The following is a 3,754-nucleotide window of genomic DNA, read 5'->3' as shown; positions in this document are numbered from 1 at the left end:
GCCGGCGTCATACCTGAGGAGGAGATCGCCCCCGCCACCCCGCCGGGTGGGCGGGGGCCGACCGTCCGCGCGGCATACACATCGCGTTCGAACAGCTTGGGATGATGTCACGGAGTTAAACATTCCGTTAATCCGTTCGAGGAGTCCACGTGACGTTCCCCGCAACCGCCGTCCACACCGGGCGGGCGGCCGCCCGAGCCACCAGCCTGAACAAGGTCTACGGGGAGGGGGAGACCCGCGTCGTCGCCCTCGACAACGTCACCGTGACCTTCCCCCAGGGCGAGTTCACCGCCATCATGGGCCCGTCCGGCTCCGGCAAGTCCACCCTCATGCACTGCATGGCCGGCCTGGACACCGTCTCCTCCGGCTCCTCCACCATCGGCGACACCGAGCTCGTCGGCCTCAAGGACAAGCAGCTCACCCAGCTGCGCCGCGACCACATCGGCTTCATCTTCCAGGCCTTCAACCTGCTCCCCACCCTGACCGCCCTGGAGAACATCACCCTCCCGATGGACATCGCCGGCCGCAAGGTCGACAAGGCCTGGCTCGACCGCGTCGTCGACACCGTCGGCCTCTCCGGCCGCCTCAGCCACCGCCCCTCCCAGCTCTCCGGCGGCCAGCAGCAGCGCGTCGCCTGCGCCCGCGCCCTGGCCGGCAAGCCCGACATCATCTTCGCCGACGAGCCCACCGGAAACCTCGACTCCCGCTCCGGCGCCGAGATCCTCTCCTTCCTGCGCAACTCGGTGCGCGAACTCGGCCAGACCGTCGTCATGGTCACCCACGACCCGGTCGCCGCCTCCTACGCCGACCGCGTCGTCTTCCTCGCCGACGGCCGCATCGTCGACGAACTCCACCACCCCACCGCCGACACCGTCCTGGACCGCATGCGCCGCTTCGACGCCAAGGGCCGCACCAGCTAGGGCGTGTCTGACAATTCGCGTCGGATCAGGGCGCACCCGGCGGGAATTGTCCGACACGCCCTTAACACCACGACCGATCCGGCCCGGCGGCCGCAGCCCGCTCACCGACCCTTCCCAGGACACCCCATGTATCGCACCGCACTGCGCAACGTGCTGGCCCACAAGGGCCGACTGCTGATGACGGCACTGGCCGTCATGCTCGGCACCGCCTTCGTGGCCGGAACCATGGTCTTCGCCGACACCTTCGGCAAGGCCATGCGGGACAGCAACTCCAAGAGCTACTCGGACGTCTCGGTCCAGGTGGTGGACCGCGCGGCCGGCTCCGCCGCCTCCGCCCGTCAGAAGAGCGAGGGCAGCTCGGCCGCCCTCACCGACGCCACCGTCCAGCAGCTGTCCGCCCTGCCGGGCACCGCCGGCGCCCGAGGCGTCGTCAGCGGCTTCACCGGCGTCGCCGACCGGAAGGGCAACCTGATCGGCCAGGTCTGGGCCGCCAAGGGCGCCAACTTCGCGCCGGGCCAGGACGGCAAGGACCCGCGCTACCCGATGGTCGAGGGCCAGGGCCCGAAGGCCGCCAAGGAGATCGCGCTCGACCGCAAGACCGCCGACAAGGGCGGCTACAAGGTCGGCGACACCGTCCGGGTCGCCGCCAACGGCCCGGTCGTCGAGGCCAGGCTCACCGGCGTCTTCACCACCGACGACCCGGTCGTCAACACCGGCGGCTCGCTCACCCTGTTCGACCGGGCCACCGCCCAGCAGACCCTGCTGGAGCCGGGCCGCTACAGCGGCATCGTGCTCACCGCCAAGCCCGGCACCAGCCAGGACGCGCTGCTCGCCCAGGCCCAGCCCGTGGTGCCCTCCGGCCACCAGTTCGACGTCGAGACCGGCGCCACGCTCAAGGCCGACGAGCAGGAGATGATCACCAAGGGCACCAGCAGCATGCGCACGATGCTCCTGGTCTTCGCCTTCATCTCGCTCTTCGTCGGCATCTTCATCATCGCCAACACCTTCACCATGCTGGTCGCCCAGCGCACCAAGGAGCTGGCCCTGATGCGGGCCATCGGTGCCAGCCGCAAGCAGGTCACCCGGTCCGTGCTGATCGAGGCCCTGCTGATCGGCACCGCCTCCGCCGTGGCCGGCCTGCTCGCCGGCATCGGGATCGGCGCCGGGATGCAGTCGCTGATCGGCGCGATGAACGAGAACATGCCGAGCGGCTCGCTGGTGATCAAGCCGCTCACCGTCGTGGTGACGGTCGTGGTCGGCGTCCTGGTGACGGTCATGTCGGCCCTGCTGCCCGCCGTGCGCGCCTCCCGGATCGCCCCGGTGGCCGCGATGAGCAGCGGCGACCAGCCGGTCTCCCAGAAGAGCCTGGTGGTCCGCAACACGATCGGATCGGTGCTCGCCGGCGGCGGCCTCGCCCTGATCGGCTTCGGCGCCTCCACTGGCAACGACAGCGGCCGGCTGCCGGTCGGCCTGGGCGCCTTCCTGGCCCTGATCGGCGTGTTCGTCCTGCTGCCGCTGCTCTCCCGTCCGGTGGTCGCGCTGGTCGGCCCGCTGCTGCGCGGTCTCGGCGGCACCCCGGGCAGGCTCGCCCAGCAGAACGCGGTGCGCAACCCGCGCCGCACCGCGGCCACCGCCGCCGCGCTGACCATCGGTCTGACCCTGGTCACCGGGCTCACCGTGATCGGCGCCTCGGTCAACGACACCATCGACCGGGCCGTCACCAGCTCGATGAAGGCCGACTTCATCGTCGGTGCCGCCAACGGCATGAGCCTGTCCGAGCAGGTGCCCGCCCAGATCGCCAAGGCCCCCGGGGTGGCCGCCTCCTCGGCGATGACGACCGCGTACTGGGACCTGAACGGCACCAGCAGGACGGTCAACGGCCTGGACGCGGCCGTCCTCGACCAGCTCGCCGACGTCGAGCTGACCAGCGGCTCCACCGCCGGCTTCGGCCAGGGCCAGCTGCTGCTCGACGAGGACGCCGCCAAGAAGCTGAACGTCACCACCGGCTCGGTGCTGACCGTGGCCTACCCGGACGAGTCCGCCGGCAAGGTCACCGTCGGTGGCGTGTACAAGACCGGCGGCATGCTCGGCCCGGTCATGCTGGCCAACAGCGAGATCGCCAAGCACGAGCCGAAGCCGTACGTCTCCGACGTCCTGGTCAAGGGCAAGGACGGCGCCACCGACGGCCTCAAGCAGGCGCTCAAGGACGCCACCGGCGCCAACCCGGTGATCGAGGTGAAGTCCAAGCAGGACGTCCGGGACGAGTTCAGCCAGACCATCACCTTCGCGCTGAACCTGATGTACGGCCTGCTGGGGATGGCGGTCCTGATCGCGATCCTGGGCGTGGTCAACACGCTGGCGATGTCGGTCTTCGAGCGCAAGCGCGAGATCGGGATGCTGCGGGCGATCGGCCTGGACCGCAGCGGCATCAAGCGGATGGTCCGTCTGGAGTCCGTGGTGATCTCGCTGTTCGGCGCCGGCATCGGCCTGCTGCTCGGCTGCTTCATCGCCTGGGCGATCAACGGCACCCTGAAGTCCAGCCTCTCCGGCCTGACCACGGTCCTGCCGTACGGCCAGCTGGCGATGTTCCTGGCGCTGGCCGGGGTGGTCGGCCTGGTGGCCGCGATCTGGCCGGCCCGCCGGGCGTCCAAGCTGGACATCCTGTCGAGCATCAAGACCGACTGACCGGTCCCGCAACGAGAGAGGTCCCCTGCCGGAGGGTTTCGGCAGGGGACCTTCTACTTCTGTACTCCGCCCGGTCGCACGGCCGGCTGAGCACCACGGAGGTCGTGGTCCGGCAACGCTGCCGGGCGGAGGGCCTCCGACTCATACCC

At 70.2% G+C, this 3,754-nt stretch carries 2 protein-coding genes; both read left to right on the top strand.

From position 1 onward, the window contains the following. Window positions 1-149: 149 nt before the first annotated feature. Window positions 150-920 carry an ABC transporter ATP-binding protein gene (locus ACIQOV_RS32085; RefSeq protein ID WP_401054207.1) on the top strand — a complete coding sequence of 257 codons (771 nt, stop codon included), beginning with the start codon at window positions 150-152 and terminating at the stop codon, window positions 918-920. 126 nt (window positions 921-1,046) lie between these two features. Beyond that, the gene (locus ACIQOV_RS32080) at window positions 1,047-3,605 is read left to right on the top strand and encodes an ABC transporter permease (protein WP_401054206.1); all 2,559 of its coding nucleotides are present in this window, start codon (window positions 1,047-1,049) and stop codon (window positions 3,603-3,605) included. Window positions 3,606-3,754 lie beyond the last annotated feature (149 nt).

The sequence above is a fragment of the Kitasatospora sp. NPDC091257 genome (assembly GCF_044757675.1).
GTDB classification, from domain to species: domain Bacteria; phylum Actinomycetota; class Actinomycetes; order Streptomycetales; family Streptomycetaceae; genus Kitasatospora; species Kitasatospora lactacystinica.
This window is presented reverse-complemented; position numbering and strand designations above follow the sequence as displayed.

What these genes read in the sequence shown, in the direction of transcription:
- ACIQOV_RS32080 (WP_401054206.1), top strand. Translation starts at nt 1,047, where the DNA reads ATGTATCGCACCGCACTGCGCAACGTGCTGGCCCACAAGGGCCGACTG.